The sequence below is a fragment of the Acidovorax soli genome, assembly GCF_900107605.1.
Classification (GTDB): domain Bacteria; phylum Pseudomonadota; class Gammaproteobacteria; order Burkholderiales; family Burkholderiaceae_C; genus Acidovorax; species Acidovorax soli.
The window spans coordinates 184,618-201,625 of sequence record NZ_FNQJ01000004.1 but is presented as its reverse complement, the minus strand read 5'-3'; the positions used below and the strand labels follow the sequence as shown (position 1 = coordinate 201,625).

Below are 17,008 nucleotides of genomic sequence, written 5' to 3'. Positions count from 1 at the left end.
GCCCGCCATGCGCCCTATGCAGCGTGCCGTCCATGTCGTCGGTGTCGGCATGATCCCCTTCACCAAGCCCGGTGCCAGCGAACCCTACCCCGCGATGGGCGCGCGCGCCGCCCAGCTCGCGCTGCAGGATGCGGGCGTGGCTTACGCCGAGGTCCAGCAGGCCTATGTCGGCTATGTCTATGGGGACTCCACCGCGGGCCAGGCGGCGATCTACGGTGTGGGCCTGACCGGCATCCCGGTGTTCAACGTCAACAACAACTGCGCGACCGGCTCCAGCGCCCTGTACCTGGCGCGCCAGGCGGTGGAGAGCGGCATGGTGGAATGCGCCATCGCCCTGGGCTTCGAGCAGATGCAGCCTGGGGCCCTCAAGGGCGCGTGGGACGACCGGCCCTCGCCCATGGCGCGCTTTGCCGACACCATGGTCGCGCACCAGGGGCTGGATGCGGCAGCGCCGCGCGCGGCGCAGTTCTTCGGCGGTGCCGGGCTGGACTACATGAAGCAGCATGGCATCCGTGCCGACACCTTCGGCCGCATTTCGGTCAAGGCGCGCCAGCATGCGGCGCGCAACCCGCTGGCGGTGTTCCGCCAGACGCTGACGCTGGACGAGGTCATGGCCTCGCCGCAGGTGTTCGGCCCGCTCACGCGCTACCAATGCTGCCCGCCCACCTGCGGCGCGGCGGCGGCCGTGCTGTGCTCGGCCGAATTTGCCCGAAAACACGGACTGGACCGGCGCGTCACCATTGCGGCCCAGGCCATGACCACGGACACCGCCAGCACCTTCGACAGCGGCGACATGCGCCGCGTGGTCGGCTACGACATGTCGGCGGCGGCAGCGCGCCAGGTCTATGAGACCGCCGGCGTCGGCCCCGAGGACGTGCAGGTGGTCGAACTGCACGACTGCTTCACGGCCAACGAGCTGATCACCTACGAAGCCCTGGGCCTGGCCCCCGAGGGCGGGGCCGAGAAATTCATCCTCGACGGCGACAACACCTATGGCGGGCGCGTGGTCACCAACCCCTCGGGCGGCCTGCTGTCCAAGGGCCACCCGCTGGGCGCCACGGGCCTGGCGCAATGCGCAGAACTGACCTGGCAGCTGCGCGGCCAGGCCGGCGAGCGCCAGGTCGAGGGTGCGCGCCTGGCGCTGCAGCACAACCTGGGCCTGGGCGGCGCCTGCGTGGTCACGCTGTACCAGGCGGCTTGATATGGCTGAGCACAGCATGAGCGCATTGCACACCGGTTCCACGGTCGCCGAAGCCTACCAATCGGCCCTGCAGTCGTTCCCCGAGCGCGTGGCGCTGGTGTTGCCCGATGGCAGCCACTGGACCTGCGCCGAGCTGCTGCGGCGCGTGCATGCCATGGCGCGCTACCTGCGCGCGCGCGGGCTGCAGCGCCAGGACGGCCTGGCGGTGCTGGCCGGCAACCAGCCCGAGGCCTTGGTGGTCATCATGGCCTGCGCCTGGCTGGGACTGCGCCAGACCTCGCTGCACCCCCTGAGTGCGCTCGATGACCAGGCCTTCGTGCTGCAGGATGCCGACATCAGCGCGCTGGTAGTGGGCGCGCAGCATGTGGAGCGCGGCCTGGCGCTCCAGGAGCGCGGCATCGTGCCCCAGGTGCTGGGCCTGGGTCCGTCGGCGCTGGGCGAGGACGCCATCGCCGCCAGCCTGGCCTTTGACGGCGGTGAGCTGCCCATCGCCGCACAGCCCGAGGACATCTACCGCATCACCTACACCGGCGGCACCACGGGCCGGCCCAAGGGCGTGGTCCACCGCAGCCGCACCACGCTGACCATGCTGCTGCTGCAGCTGGCCTGCTGGGAATGGCCCGAGGCGCTGCGCGTGCTGGTCGCCACACCGATCTCGCACGCCGGCGGTTCGCTGGTGCTGCCCACGCTGCTGCGCGGCGGCACGCTGGTGCTGCTGGAAAAATACTCGCCCGATGCGTTCCTGCAGGCCGTGCAGCAGCACCGCATCACCGCCACCTTTCTCGTGCCCACGCAAATCTATGGCCTGCTGGACCACCCTGGACTGGACCAGTGGGATCGCTCCAGCCTGCAGTACGTGCTGTATGGCGCCTCGCCCATGGCGCCGGCGCGGCTGGCCGAGGCGCTGCAGCGCTTCGGGCCCATCTTTGGCCAGCTCTACGGCCAGGCCGAGGCGCCCATGACAATCGCCTACCTGCGCAAGGATGCGCACGACCTGGCGCGCCCCGAGCGGCTGCAGTCCTGCGGCCTGGCCTTGCCGGGCAACCAGGTGCGGCTGCTCGATGCGCAGGGCCGGGAGGTGGCCGCTGGCGAGGTGGGCGAGCTGTGCGTGCGCAGCCCGCTGGTGATGGAGGGCTACCGCAACCGTCCCGACGCCACCGAAGAAGCCTTTGCCGACGGCTGGCTGCATACCGGCGACATGGCGCGCCGCGACGCCGATGGCTACCTGTATCTGGTGGACCGCGCCAAGGACATGGTCATCACCGGCGGCTTCAATGTGTATTCCAGCGAGGTCGAGGCCTGCCTGGCGCTGCATCCGGCCGTGGCGCAATCCGCCGTCATCGGCATGCCCGATGCCAAATGGGGCGAGGCGGTCGTGGCCCTGGTGGTGCTCAAGCCCGGCGCCAGCGCCGAACCCCAGGCGCTGATGGACTTCGTGCATGAGCGCAAAGGCGCGCTGCACACGCCCAAGCAACTGTGGCTGGAGCAGGCGCTGCCCGTGACCCCCCTGGGAAAGATCGACAAGAAAGCCCTGCGCGCCCGCTTCTGGGACGGGCAGGCGCGGCAGGTGGGCTAGCGCCATGAAGCCCACTTTTGAACACCTCTCAGGGCGCCGCACCGGGGCGGCGTCGTTGATCCCTGACCCCAGTCCCCGCAACCGACGAAATCCATGGCGCCCGCTGCAAGAGGCGGCGCAGAAAGAAACCACCCATGTCTGAATCCCCCTCCTTTGCCGGCCGCCATGTGTTTGTCGCCGGCGGCACCAGCGGCATCAACCTGGGCATTGCCCAGGCGTTTGCGCGCGCGGGCGCCAACGTGACGGTCATGAGCCGCTCGCCCGACAAGGTGCAGCAGGCGGCCGACGGGCTGCGCGCGCTGGGCGCCCAGGCGCTGGGCATTAGCGCCGACGTGCGCGACGCCGCCGCGGTGGAGGCCGCGCTGCGTGAGGCGCATGCGCAGTTCGGCGAGATCGACGTGCTGGTCTCCGGCGCGGCGGGCAACTTCATCGCGCCCGCGGCCGACCTGTCGCCCAACGGCTTCAAGACCGTGATCGACATCGACCTGAACGGCACCTTCCATGTGCTGCGCCTGGCCTACCCGATGCTCAAGAAGCCCGGCGCCAGCGTCATCAACATCTCGGCGCCGCAGGGCGTCAACCCCACCATGTACCAGGTCCATGCCTGCGCCGCCAAGGCCGGCATCGACATGATGACGCGCGTGCTGGCCATGGAATGGGGCGAGGTGGGCGTGCGTGTGAACGCCATCGCCCCCGGCCCGATTGGCGACACCGAGGGCATGCGGCGCCTGGCACCATCGCCCGAGGCGCTGGCCAATGCAGTGGCCAGCGTGCCGCTGCAGCGCATGGGCACGCTGGAAGATATTGCCAACATGGCGCTGTTCCTGTCGTCACCACAGGCGGGCTACGTGACGGGTGCGGTGATTCCCGTGGATGGCGGCTCGTCGCTGCGCGGCGGGCGCGACATGCGCGCCTCCTACACCCCCCGGAGCGCGGCATGAGCAAGACCTACGAACGCATCGTTTTCGGCGTGCAGGACGGCGTGGCCACGCTGACCTTGAGCAACCCCGACAAGCGCAACGCCTTCGACCCCGCCATGCGCGTGGAGATGGCCGAGGTGGTGCGCCAGGTGCAGGCCGACCCTGCCATCCGCGCGCTGGTGCTGACGGGCGCGGGCGCGCATTTCTGCTCGGGCGGGGACCTGGGCAACATCGCGGCCAGCGGGCTGGACAACGGCGGCTGGCGCCGGCGCCTCACCAGCCTGCACGACTGGCTCAAGGACCTGATGCTGCTGGACAAGCCGGTGGTCGCCGCCGTGGACGGCGCGGCCTATGGCGCGGGCTTCAGCCTGGCGCTGGCGGCGGACTTCATCATCGCCAGCACGCGCACGCGCTTTGCCATGTCGTTCATCCGCGTCGGCGTGGTGCCGGACTGCGCGGCGTTCTACACCCTGCCGCGCGTGGTCGGCGTGCAGCGTGCGCGCGAGCTGATGCTGTCGGGCCGCGAGGTCTCGGCCGAGGAGGCGCTGCGGCTGGGCATTGCCACCGAGCTGGTCGAGCCCGGCGCGCTGCAAGGCCGCGCCCAGGACATCGCGCGCAGCTTCGTGGGCGCATCGCCCGTGGCGCTGAGCCTCATCAAGCGCTCGCTCGCGCTGGCCGCCAGCGACCTGCCCTCGCTGCTGGAGCAGGAGGCCAACGCCCAGGCCCTAGCCATGGGCACGCCCGAGCACCGGGACGCTGTGCGTTGCTTCCTGGAGAAAAGGCCAATGCCCTTCCAGTGGCCGCAGGCCTGATGTGGAAACAGGCGAAAATCTCTGGTTTTTTGAGCTTTTGAGGTCCATGTGAACGTGAACGCAGATCCGGACGGCAAGCTGGTCAGCGCCCTGGTGCGTGGCGTTTCCATATTGCGGTGCTTTTCCAACAAATGCCAGGAACTCAGCGCCAAGGAGCTGATGGACCTGACCGGCCTGCCCAAGCCCACGCTGTTTCGCCTGACGGACACGCTGTGCGAGCTGGGTTTGCTGCGCTACTCGGAGCGCCTGTCCAAGTACGTGCCGGGCCTGGGTTTGCTGCAGCTGGCCTCGCCCGTGCTCACGCGCATGGCCCTGCGCCAGTTCGCCCGGCCGCACATGCAGGCGCTGGCCGACCTGACCGAGGGGCAGGTGCAGCTGGCCGTGGGCTACAGGCGCGAGCTGTGCCTGGTGGAGCTGGCCAACGGCATGGGCAACACGGTGTTCCGCCAGGAAATCGGCGTGTCCACATCGCTCTCGCGCACGGCCACGGGCCGTGCCTACCTGCTGGGCATGGCAGAGGACGATCGCCAGGCCTACCTGCAGGACCTGCAGCGCAAAGACCCGCAGCGCGCCGCCTGGCTGGAGCAGCGCCTGGCAGACGCACGCGACGACTTCGCCCGCCACGGCTTTTGCCGCAGCCATGGCGACCTGCACCGCGAGATCGAATCCATCGCCGTGCCCATGTCGCAGCCGCAAGACGGCGAACTCTGGGTGTTCGCGGTCTCGGTGCCGGTCTTCAGCCCCATATACACCCGGCTGGAGACAGACCTGGGACCGCGCCTGCGCACGCTGGTGCGTTCGGTGGAGAGCGTGCTCGGGGCATCGGGCCTGACCTGATGCGGCCCAAAGCAACACACAACACCAACCAAGGAGACACCGTGAAGGTACTGGACAGCGTACGCGTGCTGGAAATTGGCGGCCTGGGGCCGGGGCCATTTTGTGCGATGCACCTCGCCGACCTGGGGGCGGACGTGATCTCCGTGGTGCGCGAGACGAAGGGCCGCGAGACCACCGGCGCGCTGCTCAACCGCGGCAAGCGCTCGGTGTTCGCCGACCTCAAGACCGAGGAAGGCCGCCAGCTGGTGCTGGCGCTGGTGGCCGAGGCCGATGCGCTCATAGAAGGCATGCGCCCCGGCGTGATGGAGCGCCTGGGCCTGGGGCCCGAGGAATGTCTGCGCGTCAACCCGCGCCTGGTCTATGGCCGCATGACGGGCTGGGGCCAGAGCGGGCCGCTGGCGCCGCGCGCCGGGCACGACACCAACTATGCCGCCGTCAGCGGCGCGCTGTGGGGCTGCAGCCCGGCGGACGCGCGGCCCGTGTCGCCCTTCGCCGTGCTGGGCGACATCGGCGGCGGCGCCCTGTACCTGATGACGGGCCTGCTGTCGGGCATCGTGCAGGCGCGCGCCACGGGCCGCGGCACGGTGGTGGATGCCGCCATCGTGGACGGCGCAGCCCATATGCTCAACCTGATGCTCAGCGCGCGCCAGAGCGGCCTGGTGGCCGATGTGCGTGGCCAGAGCATCCACGACAGCGCGCCGTTCTATGACACCTACGTCTGCGCCGACGGCCACCACATCACCGTGGGCGCCATCGAGCCGCAGTTCCATGCCTTGCTGCTGGAGGTCCTGGGACTGGCAGGCGACCCGGATTTCACCGGTCCGCAGTGGGACAAGGCGGCCTGGCCCGCGCGCCGCGCGCGGCTGGCCGCCCTGTTCCTGGCCCAGCCGCGTGCGCACTGGCAGGCCCTGCTGGAGCCCACCGACGCCTGCTTTGGTGCCGTGCTCAGCCCCGTGGAGGCCGCAGGGCATCCACACATGCAGGCACGTGGCGTGTACGCCGAACGCCAGGGTGTGCTGCAGGCCGCTCCTGCGCCGCGCTTCGGTGGCGCAGCCTATGCGCCAGGTGAGGCCTGCGCGCCCGGCGCGCACACGCAGTCGGTCATGGAAAGCCTGGGCCACTCCGGCGCACGGGCCGTGTGGCGCCAACGCTGACCGGAATGCGCCCGCGGTATGCGCGGCGGGCGTTATCAACCTTGCTTGAGCAGCGGCGACGCGGGCAGCCACCGGAACGCCAGCGAGGCCAGCGCCAGCCAAGCGGCGATGGTCAGCAGCACGGTGCGGTAGGGCTCCAGCCCCGCGCTTGCGGCCCAGGCGGCGACGGCACCGGTCAGCGATTGCATGAAGGCAACGCCCAGGAACATGGCCATGGTGTAGAGCGACAGGGCGCGTCCGGTCAGCTCGGCAGGGTAGGAAGAGCGCACGTCGGCGTACTGCAGGATGCTGTAGCCCGACAGCAGCCCCATCACAATCATCAGCGTCACGGTGACGCTGGCGTTTTGCACCAGGGCCATCGCCGCAAACAGGCCGGCCATCAGCAGCGACGCGCGGCCAACCCAGGCACGGCGCCGGGGTGCGCCCGGGTCCATGCGGCCAAACGCGGCCGGTGTGAATAGCGCGATCAGCGACAGCACCAGCGCCACGTTACCGCTGTCCACCAGCGAAAAACCGTAGCGGTTGATCAGCAGCGGCCCCAGCCACAGGCCGCGCAGCGACAAAAAAGCCGCGTAACACGACATGCCCAGAACCACGATGCCCCAGGTGTGCGGTACGGCAAAGAGCCGGCCCATGCCCACCAGCGCCTCGCCCCAGCTGGATGCCGGGCGGTGCACGGCGTCGGCAGGTGCGGGTTCGTGCACCACGAAGTGAATCACCAGCCACGACAGCACGCTCAAGCCCGCCAAAATGCCAAAGCCCATGCGCCAACCCCAGTGCTGCACCACCCACGCCAGCGGCGTGCCGGTGAACAGGAGCCCCAGCCCGCCCACGCCCATGCTCAGGCCCGAGAAGAAGGCAAAGCGGTCGACCGCGAAATGGCGCGCAATGAACAGCGTGCAGGCCACGAAGGCTGGCGAATAGCCCACCCCGATCAGCACCTGCCCGGCCATCAGCCAGCCATAGCTGGGTGCCAGGGCCGATAGGGCCGCACCGGCAATTCCCAGGGGCGCGGCTGCCAGCACCGTGCGGCGCAGGCCGTAGCGGTCCAGCGCAATACCCATCAGCAGCTGCGCAACGCCGAACGACAAGCCAAACAGCCCGGCAAACGCCCCCAGCGATGAGGCCTGCAGGCCGAAATCTGCCTGCAGGCCCTGGGCGAGGATGGCCGTGGTGGTGCGATAGGCCTGGCTGAGCGCAAAGCCCGACAACAGTGCCAGCAGCATCATCCAAAGCGGTGTGGTGCGCGAGGAAGTCACTTAGGGATTGAGGACGTTGTGTGCATGGCGGTGACGGCGCGGGTGCGCTGCCGGACGGAGGCCCGGCGCTGGCGGGCCCTGATCGTTAGCTGATCGTTAGGAGGTTGTTAGCTGGCGGCGGCAAGGCGCTGCTGCGCCCGCGCGTGGCGCTGCAGGGTGTGCCGGGCCTGCGCCAGCACCGGCGCATCGACCATGCGGCCATCGAGCACGCAGACGCCGCCACCGGCCTGCTGCAGCGCCTGCTGCACGCGCAGCGCCTGGGCCACGGCGGCTTCGTCGGGGTCGAAAGCGGCGTGCAGCACCGCCACCTGCGCCGGGTGGATGCACAGCTTGCCGCCAAAGCCCATGCGGCGTGCGCGCTCGCTGTCGCGGGCCATGCGCTCGGGGTTGCGCGTGTCCACCGTCACGCCGTCGATGGGGACGGCCAGCCCTGCGCGGCGCGAGGCGAACACCAGGGCCATGCGCACGGGCAGCAGTTCCTGCTCGTCTTCGCCGCAGGCCATGCCGGCGTCCACCTGGAAGTCCAGGTGCCCGAAGGCCAGCCGCGCCACCTGCGGCGCGGCGGCCAGGGTGTCGGCAGCGGCAAGGCCGGCCACGCTTTCGACCAGCGGCACCAGCATGGCGCCAGGCCCGGCAGCCTGGGCCACGGCCTGCAGGGTGGGCGCGCCTTCGGCCTTGGGCACCACGGCGCCGGCCAGGCCCTGCGCCGCGAGCTGCGCCAGCGCGGCCAGGTCGGCGGCAAACCAGGGCGAACCATCGCTGTTGATGCGCACCAGCAGGCGCGCGCGCTGCGCGGCTGGCAGCGCAGCCACGGCCTCCAGCAGGGCCGCGCGTGCGCGCTCCTTGTCAGCGGGGGCCACGGCGTCCTCCCAGTCGGCAATCACGATGTCGGCGCCGCTGGCCAGGGCCTTGGGCAACCGATCCGGCTGGGTGGCAGGAACGAACAGGAAGGAGCAGGCCTGTGAAACCAAATCAGACATGGATGCTTTCTTTTAACGGCATGAACTCTCCATCGCACTGTGCGCTAACCGTGACCCATGAAACTGGCGCGACCCAGGCCAGGGCCGCCGCGCAAGGGCCGCCCCGCCGCGCTGGCGGCGTCCCCCTTCCCGAATTGCGCAGCAATTCGAGAGAAGGGGGAAGGCGCGTAGCGCCACAGGGGGATGTCTCTCTTCACTCCGCGCTCACGCCCGCAGCCTTGATGACCTTGTCCCAGCGCGCCACCTCGATCTCCAGGTGCTTGCGCAGGCCCTCGGGGGTGGCCTTCTCGGGCGTGACGAGGTCAGAGCTCAGCTCGGCAATGCGCTTTTTCACGTTGTCGTCCTTGATGGCCACGTTCAATGCCTTGTTGAGCTTGTCCATCACGTCCTTGGGCGTGCCCTTGGGGGCATACATGCCGTGCCACACCTTCACGTCAAAGCCCTTGAGGCCCTGCTCATCGAGCGTGGGAATGCTGGGCATGGACGACAGGCGCTTGGGCGTGGTCACGCCGAACACCTTGGCGCGCTTGCCATCCTGGATCACGGGCGCGGTCTGCGTGGTCTGGTCGCACAGCAGGTCCACCTGGCCGCCCATCAGGTCGTTCATGGCCGGACCGGCGCCCTTGTAGGGGACGGTGGTCAGCTTCACGCCCAGCTGGTGCATGAGCAGCATGCCGCACAGCTGCGACACGGCACCAATGCCTGCGTTGGCCAGCGATACCTTGTCCTGGTTCTTCTTGACGTAGTCCTGCAGCTCCTGGAAGTTGTTCGCAGGAAAGTCCTTGCGCGACAGCAGCGTCATGGGCACATCCAGCACCTGGCCGATGTACTCGAAGTCCTTGAGCGGGTCGTAGGGCAGCTTCTTGTACAGCGCCGGGGCCGTGGCCATGCCCATGTGGTGGATCAGGATGGTGTAGCCGTCGGGCTTGGAGCGGACGATGCGCGCGGGCGCCAGCGTGCCGCCCGCACCCACGGTGTTTTCCACCACCACCGTCTGGCCCAGCGACTGGCCCATGGGCACGGCCAGCAGGCGCGCCACCACGTCGGTGGGGCCACCCGCGCTGTAGGGCACGACCAGGGTGACGGTCTTTTCGGGCCAGGTGCTGGCCAGGGCGTTGCCGCTCAGGCCCAGGGCGAGTGCCGCGCAGGCGCCCGCAACGGAGCCGGCGAGGGTGCGTCGGGAAATCAGGGTAAAGCGTGCAGTCATGCAATGTCTCCTTGTGGATGGTGGTGAACGGGGCGTCTGCTGCGTCCCTTGGGGGTCGTGGGCCGCGGCGGTTGCCGTGTCCCGGAGGTCAGCCCAGCAGGTGCTCCGTGCGCGGCCACTCCTGCACCCGCCACAGGCGCTGCACGGAGGCCTCGGCCTGCGCGGCAGATACCGCACCACCATAGGCTGCCAGGCGCAGCGCCTTGGCGGTGAGCTCTGCACGCGAGAGGGTGTTGCCGGGGTCGCCCTTGGGCTCTTCCACGCGGCCGGCCAGCTGGCGGCCATCCGTCGTCTGCACGGTGACCTTGCCAATCCAGCGTTGCGGGTAGGCGGCATCCACCTCGGGGTCCAGCTCCATGCGCACCTTCTCGCGCAGGGCCACAGTATCCGGTGCCAGGAACTGCGCGTCGAATTCGGTCAAACCCGCATGGCCAAAGCGCGCCGCCAATGCCAGCACGGTGCCCATGGAAAACTTGCTCTGGTGCACCGTGGTGGGCGAGACCACCGGCCCGAGCACATCGATGGCGCCCTGGTGCACATGGCAGGTGACCTGTGCGATGTCGGCGGGCGCGAGGCCGTGCTCGCGCATCACCTGCTGCAGCGCATCGGCGGCGGGGTGCGTGTGGCGGCACGAGGCATGCCACTTGAACGATGTCTCGGCCGTGGCCCAGCGGGTGCCCAGTCCCTCGGTGAGCTTGGCCGGGTTGGCGTCGGTGGACATGCCCGCAGCCAGGCCCTGCGGGCCGGTGAAGATGTCCTGCGCGCCGGTGAAACCGTCCTTGGCCAGGAAGGCGGCCATCAGCCCCGCAGAGGCGGCGTGCGCGGTGTGCAGCTGCTTGCTGTCGGCCGCGGTGCGCAAGAATTCCCACAGCCCCGCCGACTGCGTGCCGGCCGAGCCGAAGGCATGCTGCATCTGCGCGGGCGTAAGCTCCAGCAGGCGCCCCACGGCGGCGGCCGCCGCCAGCGTGCCGGCCGTGGCCGTGGTATGGAACACCTTGTAGTGGCTGCGGCCCAGGAACTCGCCCACGCGGATGCCGACCTCGTAGCCCGCCACGCAGGCCGCCATCAGCTGCGCGCCGCTGGCGCCGATCTGCTGCGCCACGGCCAGCGCGGGCGGAAAGACCACGGCCGCCGGGTGGAACACCGAGCCGTTGTGCACATCGTCCTGCTCGGCCACATGGCTGGCCGCGGCGTTGGCCAGCGCGGCCATCATGGGGCTGCTGGTGGCGCCGTGGCCAATCACCTCGGCCGGGCCTTGTGCCGGGCCCTGCGACAGCGCAAAGCGCGTGATGCTGGCCACGGGCCGCGCGCGGCAGCCGGCCAGCACGGAGCCGAACCAGTCCACCCACAGGTCTTCGGCGCGGCGCTGCACGGGCGCCGGCACGTCGCTCCATTGCAGCGTGGCAGCAAACTGCGCCAGGGGATGGATGGTGGCTTGGGTTTCTTGCTTCATTTCGGACTCCAGGGCGGGTGTGTCAAGCGCAGGCAGCTATGGTTTTTGATTCAAAGAGGTCGCGGTGCCTGCAGCGCGTCGATCTGCTCGGCGCTCCAGCCCAGTTCGGCCAGGATGGCGGCGTTGTGCTGGCCCACGGCGGGCACGGCGTCCATGCGGTAATCGAACGCGCTGTTCACGCCCGGCGGCAGCAGTGCGGGCACATCGCCAGCGGGTGTGCCCACGCTGCACCAGCGCTGGCGCGCGGCCAGTTGCGGGTGGGCCCACAGGTCGGCCATATCGTTCACCCGGGCGTTGGCAATGCCGGCGGCCTCCAGGCGCTCGACCACCTGCGCAGCGGTCAGCGCCGAGAAGCCCTGCACGATGAGGGCCTGCAATGCGTCGCGGTGGGCGTTGCGCTGCGCGTTGGAACAGAAGCGTGCATCGGTGGCCACATCGGGGCGCTGCAGCACGGTGTCGCAAAAGGCTTTCCACTCGCGCTCGTTTTGCAGGCCCAGCATCACGGTCTTGCCGTCGCCGGCCACAAACGGGCCGTAGGGGTAGATGCTGGCGTGCGATGCGCCAGTGCGCGGCGGTGGTGGCGCGCCGTCGTAGGCGTAGTACATCGGGTAGCCCATCCATTCGCCCATGGCTTCGAGCATGGACACGTCGATATGGCTGCCCTCGCCCGTCCTGCCGCGCAGCAGCAGGGCCGACAGGATGTTGGTGTAGGCATACATGCCGGCGGCGATGTCGGCCACCGAGATGCCGGACTTGCTGGGGACCTCGGGTGTGCCCGTAACGGAGAGGAAGCCCGCCTCGCTCTGGATCAGCAGGTCGTAGGCCTTCTTGTCGCGGTAGGGGCCGTCGGCGCCATAGCCGCTGATGTCGCACACGATGAGTTTGGGGTTGTGCGCCTTCAGGGCTTCATACGACAGGCCCATGCGCGCGGCGGCACCGGGCGCGAGGTTCTGCACCAGCACGTCGGCCGTCTTCAGCAGCTGCAGCAGCGCGGCCTTGGCCTGGGGCTGCTTCACGTCGAGGGCCAGGCTTTCCTTGCTGCGGTTGATCCAGGTGAAGTGCGAGGACTGGCCCTTCACGCGCTGGTCGTAGCCGCGCGCGAAGTCGCCGCTGCCCGGGCGCTCCACCTTGATGACGCGCGCGCCCAGGTCGGCGAGCTGGCGCGTGCAGAACGGCGCGGCCACCGCATGTTCGAGCGAGACCACGGTGATGCCGTCGAGGGGGCGGGTCATGGCGGTCATCTCAGAACGAGCGGGGCAGGCCCAGGATGTGCTCGGCCACGTAGCTGTAGATCATGTTGGTCGAGATCGGCGCCACCTGGTACAGGCGGGTTTCGCGGAATTTGCGCTCGATGTCGTATTCGCAGGCAAAGCCAAAGCCGCCGTGGGTCTGCAGGCAGACGTTGGCCGCTTCCCAGCTGGCCTTGGCCGCCAGGTGCTTGGCCATATTGGCCTCGGCGCCGGCGTTCTGGTGGGCGTCGATCTTCTCGCAGGCCTTCCAGCGCATCAGGTTGGCGGCCTCCAGCTCGATGAAGGCATCGGCGATCGGGAACTGCACGCCCTGGTTCTGGCCGATGGGGCGGTTGAACACCACGCGCTCGTTGGCGTATTTGGTGGCGCGGTCGATGAACCAGTAGCCATCGCCAATGCACTCGGCGGCAATCAGGGTGCGCTCGGCGTTCAGGCCGTCCAGCAGGGTCTTGAAGCCCTTGCCTTCCTCGCCCAGCAGCGCGTCCTCGGGGATTTCGAGGTTGTCGAAGAACAGCTCGTTGGTCTCGTGGTTGACCATGTTCAGGATGGGGCGCACGGTGAGGCCGTTGCCAATCGCCTGGTGCAAATCGATCAGAAAGCACGACAGGCCGTCGGAGCGCTTTTTCACCTGATCGGCGGGCGTGGTGCGCGCCAGCAGGATCATCAGATCGCTGTGCTGGATGCGCGAGATCCAGACCTTCTGCCCGTTGATGACCCAGCGGCCATCCTTTCTGACGGCGCTGGTCTTGAGCTTGGTGGTGTCGCTGCCGGTGGTGGGCTCGGTCACGCCCATGGACTGGATGCGCAACTCGCCCGAGGCGATCTTGGGCAGGTACAGGTCTTTCTGCGCTTGCGAGCCGCTGCGCACGATGGCGTTCATCACGTACATCTGGCCGTGGCAGGCGCCCGAGTTGCCGCCGCTGCGGTTGATCTCTTCCATGATCACCGAGGCCTCGGCCATGGTCAGGCCCGAGCCGCCATATTCCTGCGGGATCAGCGCGGCCATCCAGCCGGCCTTGGTCAGGGCATCGACAAACTCCTCGGGGTAGCCGCGGGCCTCATCGACCTTGCGGAAGTATTCGTCGGGGAACTGGGCACAGAGGGCGCGCACGGCGTCGCGGATTTCCTGGTACTGGTCGGGCTGGTGGATCATGGCGGTGGGGTATCTATAAAAAAGAAGGAATCGGCTGGTTCAGCGGTTCAAAACAACGTGGCTGTGCCCTGCATGGTGAGGAACCCCTCGTGGTCCTGGGCCCACAGCTCCACGGTCTTGCCGTCGTTGGATGCCTTGCCGTGCACGCTGAACGGGTGCAGGTCGAAGGTGGGACGCACGGCACGGAAGTCGAAGGTGGCCACCTGCGCGCCGGGCAGGCTGCGGCGCAGCAGGTCCAGCAGCAGCGTGGCGATCAGCGGGCCGTGCACGATCAGGCCGGGGTAGCCCTCGACCTCGGTCACGTACTTGCGGTCGTAGTGGATGCGGTGGCCGTTGAAGGTGAGCGCGGAGTAGCGAAACAGCAGCACGTCGTCGGGAGCGATGGTGCGCGACCAGACCGCCTGGCCATTCAGCGGAGGCTGCTGCGGCTGTGGCGCTGGGTCGCCGGGCTGGGCGGCCGAGCGGTAGACGATGTCGTGCTCCTCGGTCAGCGCCAGGCCCTGGGCATTGCGGTACTGGTGTTCGACCAGCACGAACAGCAACTCGCCCGAGCGGCCGGCCTTGTGCTTGACGGACTGGATGGTCGAGTGGCGCTGCACCTCCTGGCCCACGCGCAGCGGGTTGGCCTGCTCCCAGCGCAGCCGCCCGCCGGCCCACATGCGGCGCGGCAGCGGCACGGGCGGCAGAAAGCCGCCGCGCTTGGGATGCCCGTCGGGGCCGATCTCGCTGGCGCGCGCATGCGGCAGGAAGTACAGCCAGTGCCACAGCGGCGGCACCACGGTGCCCATGGCGGGCGCCGGGTCGTCGCGGTCCAGCGTGGCCGACAGGGCGGCCACGGGCATGGCCGTGAGGCTGTCGCTCAGGGTCTCGCTCTTGCCCTGCCAGGTCTGCAGGTGGGCGAGCGCGGCGGTGTCTAGGGTGTTGCTCATGTTCCAGTCACTCAGTTGATGGTGGCGCCCGAGGTCTTCACGATGCGCGCCCACTTGGCAATGTCCTGCTTGAGCAGGGCGGCGAACTCGTCGGGCGTGACGGGTTTCGTGGCCGTGCCCGCAAGCTCCACGCCCTGTGCTTCGAGCTTGTCGCGCATGTCCTTGTCGGCCATGGCCTGGCGCATGCCGTCCTGCAGGCGATCCATCACCTCCTTGGGCACGCCGGCAGGCGCGAACAGGCCTATCCACAGCGTTCCGCTGTAGCCGGGAACGAACTCGCCCAGGGCGGGCACATCGGGCAGCACGGGCGAGCGCTGGGGGCTGCTCACGGCCAGCGCGCGCAGCTTGCCCGACCTGATGTGCGCCAGCGTGGATGGCAGGCTGCCGAACAGCAGGGGCAGCTGGCCGCCCAGCACATCGTTGAGCGCCGGCGCCACGCCCTTGTAGGGCACATGCTGCAGTTCGACGCCGGACATCTGGTTCAGCATCTCGCCCAGCAGGTGGTTGAGCGTGCCGTTGCCGGCCGAGGCGTATTGCAGCTGGCCGGGCCTGGACTTGGCCAGCGCCAGCAGCTCGGGCACGGTCTTGGCGGCGAACGAGGGGTGGGCCAGCAGCACATTGGGCACGGCGCCCACCAGGCTGATGGGCTGGAAGTCGGCCACGGGGTCGAAACCCGGCGCCTTGTACAGGGCGGGGTTGATGGCCTGGCTGCTGCTGATGGTCATGAGCAGCGTGTAGCCGTCCTTGGGCGCCTTGGCCACGGCCTGCGTGCCTATGTTGCCCCCCGCACCGGGCTTGTTTTCCACCACGGCGCTGCCGCCGAGCTTTTCCGCCAGCTTCTGGGCCACCACGCGGCCCACGATGTCATTGGTGCCGCCGGCGGCCTGGGGCACCACCATCATGATGGGGCGGCTCGGGTAGATCGCCTGGGCGAAGGCTGCGGGCGCGCTGCCCAGGGCCCAGCCCAGGGCAGCGCCGGCGCACAGGCTGCGGCGGGTAAGGTTGGACAAAAAGGGGCGATGCATGCGGCGTGGTTCCAGATACTTGTAGAAGCAATGGGGTCCGATGCTCGCCGCTGCTGCCGGTCCGTGCAATCCACGTTTGTGAAAGCGTGCCTTCCGTGCCCATGAAGCCCTCGGCGACGCTTTCATGCAGCCAAAGCCCCGCCTAGCGATTGCCGAATGGCGCTGCCGCGGCTTTGGGTTCATGCTCCAGCGCTGATCGACAACACAAACCGAAGGACGACGAACATGGCGCAGAAGATGGTGCAGGACAAGGTGGTGGTGGTAACAGGGGCCGGCGGCGGCATCGGGCGCGACATGGCGCTGGCCCTGGCGGCGGCCGGCGCCAAGGTGGTGGTCAACGACATCGGCACCTCCACCACAGGCGAGGGCACGGATGCCGGCCCCGCACAGAAAGTGGTGGACGAAATCAAGGCTGCTGGCGGCCAGGCCGTGGCCAACATGGACAGCGTGGCCGAGGCGGCAGCTGCCGGCCGCATCGTGCAATGCGCGCTGGACCACTTCGGCCGCATCGACGGCGTGGTCAACAACGCGGGCATCCTGCGCGACCGCTTCTTCCACAAGATGAGCCTGGACGAATGGGACGCCGTGATCAAGGTGCACCTGTACGGCAGCTACTACATGGCACGCGCGGCCGCCAACCACTTCAAGGAGCAGGAAAGCGGCGCCTTCGTGCACATGACCTCCACCTCGGGCCTGATCGGCAACCTGGGCCAGGCCAACTACAGCGCCGCCAAGCTGGGGCTGACGGCGCTGTCCAAGTCCATCGCGCTGGACATGCAGAAATTCAACGTGCGCTCCAACTGCATCGCGCCGTTTGCCTGGAGCCGCATGATCGGCTCCATCCCCACCGACACACCCGAACAGCAGGCACGCGTGGCCAAGATCCAGCAGATGACGCCCAACAAGATCGCGCCGCTAGCCGTGTACCTGCTGTCCGACCAGGCCAAGGACGTGAACGCCCAGGTGTTTGCCGTGCGCAACAACGAGATCTTCCTGATGAGCCAGCCGCGCCCCCTGCGCTCGGTGCACCGCAGCGAGGGCTGGACGCCCGAGTTCATTGCCGAACACGGCATGCCGGCGCTCAAGGCCTCGTTCGTGCCGATGGATCGCTCGGCCGACGTGTTCAGCTGGGACCCGGTGTGACGGAGACAACCCCCTGAGCGGCTTACGCCGCTTCCCCCTTCTCTCGCATCGCTGCGCGCTGCGGGAAGGGGAACGCAGCCCTCGCTGCGGGGCGGCCCTTGCTCGGCAG

General features: G+C 68.9%; 15 protein-coding genes. 7 read left to right on the top strand and 8 right to left on the bottom strand.

Going from position 1 to position 17,008, the window contains the following annotated elements; genetic code table 11:
• Positions 1-16: 16 nt before the first annotated feature.
• The 6 genes from BLW02_RS05535 (at position 17) to BLW02_RS05510 (ending at position 6,500) form a co-directional block, all read left to right on the top strand.
• Positions 17-1,201 (top strand): lipid-transfer protein, encoded by a 1,185-nt coding sequence (locus tag BLW02_RS05535; protein WP_208859693.1) that lies wholly within the window; start codon positions 17-19, stop codon positions 1,199-1,201.
• Between the two features lie 16 nt (positions 1,202-1,217).
• The gene (locus BLW02_RS05530; protein WP_092697420.1) at positions 1,218-2,777 is read left to right on the top strand and encodes an AMP-binding protein; all 1,560 of its coding nucleotides are present in this window, start codon (positions 1,218-1,220) and stop codon (positions 2,775-2,777) included.
• A gap of 134 nt (positions 2,778-2,911) precedes the next feature.
• Positions 2,912-3,718 carry an SDR family oxidoreductase gene (locus BLW02_RS05525; protein ID WP_092697371.1) on the top strand — a complete coding sequence of 269 codons (807 nt, stop codon included), beginning with the start codon at positions 2,912-2,914 and terminating at the stop codon, positions 3,716-3,718.
• Positions 3,715-4,509 (top strand): enoyl-CoA hydratase/isomerase family protein, encoded by a 795-nt coding sequence (locus BLW02_RS05520; protein ID WP_092697370.1) that lies wholly within the window; start codon positions 3,715-3,717, stop codon positions 4,507-4,509. Before BLW02_RS05525 ends, BLW02_RS05520 begins: the two co-directional genes overlap by 4 nt.
• A gap of 48 nt (positions 4,510-4,557) precedes the next feature.
• Positions 4,558-5,346: an IclR family transcriptional regulator gene (locus BLW02_RS05515; RefSeq protein ID WP_092697369.1), complete on the top strand. Its 789-nt coding sequence runs from the start codon at positions 4,558-4,560 to the stop codon at positions 5,344-5,346.
• A 41-nt stretch (positions 5,347-5,387) separates the two neighbouring features.
• Entirely contained in the window at positions 5,388-6,500 is a 1,113-nt protein-coding gene (locus tag BLW02_RS05510) for a CaiB/BaiF CoA transferase family protein (protein ID WP_092697419.1), read from the top strand.
• 35 nt (positions 6,501-6,535) lie between these two features.
• Here the strand turns inward: BLW02_RS05510 and BLW02_RS05505 are convergent, their stop codons facing one another.
• The 8 genes from BLW02_RS05505 to BLW02_RS05470 form a co-directional block, all read right to left on the bottom strand.
• Positions 6,536-7,729: an MFS transporter gene (locus tag BLW02_RS05505; protein ID WP_348682825.1), complete on the bottom strand. Its 1,194-nt coding sequence runs from the start codon at positions 7,727-7,729 to the stop codon at positions 6,536-6,538.
• A 137-nt stretch (positions 7,730-7,866) separates the two neighbouring features.
• Positions 7,867-8,739 (bottom strand): HpcH/HpaI aldolase/citrate lyase family protein, encoded by an 873-nt coding sequence (locus BLW02_RS05500; protein ID WP_092697367.1) that lies wholly within the window; start codon positions 8,737-8,739, stop codon positions 7,867-7,869.
• Positions 8,740-8,932: 193 nt separating this feature from the next.
• Entirely contained in the window at positions 8,933-9,946 is a 1,014-nt protein-coding gene (locus BLW02_RS05495) for a tripartite tricarboxylate transporter substrate binding protein BugD (protein ID WP_092697366.1), read from the bottom strand.
• Between the two features lie 88 nt (positions 9,947-10,034).
• Positions 10,035-11,399 carry an MmgE/PrpD family protein gene (locus tag BLW02_RS05490; protein WP_092697365.1) on the bottom strand — a complete coding sequence of 455 codons (1,365 nt, stop codon included), beginning with the start codon at positions 11,397-11,399 and terminating at the stop codon, positions 10,035-10,037.
• A 50-nt stretch (positions 11,400-11,449) separates the two neighbouring features.
• Positions 11,450-12,640, bottom strand: coding sequence for a CaiB/BaiF CoA transferase family protein (locus BLW02_RS05485; RefSeq protein ID WP_092697364.1), 1,191 nt, complete (start codon positions 12,638-12,640; stop codon positions 11,450-11,452).
• 1 nt (position 12,641) lies between these two features.
• Positions 12,642-13,802 carry an acyl-CoA dehydrogenase family protein gene (locus BLW02_RS05480; RefSeq protein ID WP_092697363.1) on the bottom strand — a complete coding sequence of 387 codons (1,161 nt, stop codon included), beginning with the start codon at positions 13,800-13,802 and terminating at the stop codon, positions 12,642-12,644.
• A 47-nt stretch (positions 13,803-13,849) separates the two neighbouring features.
• On the bottom strand, positions 13,850-14,731 hold the full coding sequence (locus BLW02_RS05475; RefSeq protein ID WP_092697362.1) for an HTD2 family dehydratase: 882 nt from the start codon (positions 14,729-14,731) through the stop codon (positions 13,850-13,852).
• Between the two features lie 11 nt (positions 14,732-14,742).
• Positions 14,743-15,756 (bottom strand): Bug family tripartite tricarboxylate transporter substrate binding protein, encoded by a 1,014-nt coding sequence (locus BLW02_RS05470; RefSeq protein WP_092697361.1) that lies wholly within the window; start codon positions 15,754-15,756, stop codon positions 14,743-14,745.
• A gap of 225 nt (positions 15,757-15,981) precedes the next feature.
• Between BLW02_RS05470 and BLW02_RS05465 the strand changes: the two genes are divergently transcribed.
• Positions 15,982-16,899, top strand: coding sequence for an SDR family NAD(P)-dependent oxidoreductase (locus tag BLW02_RS05465; protein WP_092697360.1), 918 nt, complete (start codon positions 15,982-15,984; stop codon positions 16,897-16,899).
• The last annotated feature ends 109 nt before the right edge of the window (positions 16,900-17,008 follow it).